General features: G+C 68.8%; 1 pseudogene. It reads right to left on the reverse strand.

The window, feature by feature from the left end:
* A pseudogene (locus ABD323_RS45580) lies at positions 1–512 on the reverse strand (site-specific integrase); the annotation flags it as partial.

Consider the following 512-nt stretch of genomic DNA (forward strand, 5'->3'; position numbering starts at 1 on the left):
CGACCCCCCCTGCCCCAGCCCGCCCCGGAAGGTCTGGAACAGCCGCCCGTCCGGGGCCGTGCCGTACTTCTCGATGTGCTCGCGGAGCAGCTGCACCAGCACGGGAGGGATCGGGACCGGCCGAGTGGCCTTGTCGGCCCGGTGCTTGAGACTCCGGGGATCGTGGGAGGTCCCGCTGTCGGTCCAGGCCGACCCGACCCGAGGGCTGCTGCCGTTCAGGTTCAGCTTGCCCCAGCCCTCCTCAGGCAGGACGCACCGGTTCTTCCGCAGGTGGACTACCTCGGCCGGTCGCATCCCGGCGTAGTAGAGGCAGGCGAAGAACGCCACCATCCGGGGCCCGCGCCGACCCTGACGACCGATCTCGGCGAGAGACGCGGTGATCTGTTCAGGGCTGAGCACGTACTCGGGATCGACCTCTTCTTCGATCTTCGGCGGGTGCCACTGGAGCAGGGGGATCGGATTGACCGTCAGCAGTTTCTCTTTCACGGCCCGGCCCAGGACGTGGTGCAGGA

It is taken from the genome of Kitasatospora nipponensis (genome assembly GCF_039528135.1).
GTDB lineage: Bacteria > Actinomycetota > Actinomycetes > Streptomycetales > Streptomycetaceae > Kitasatospora > Kitasatospora nipponensis.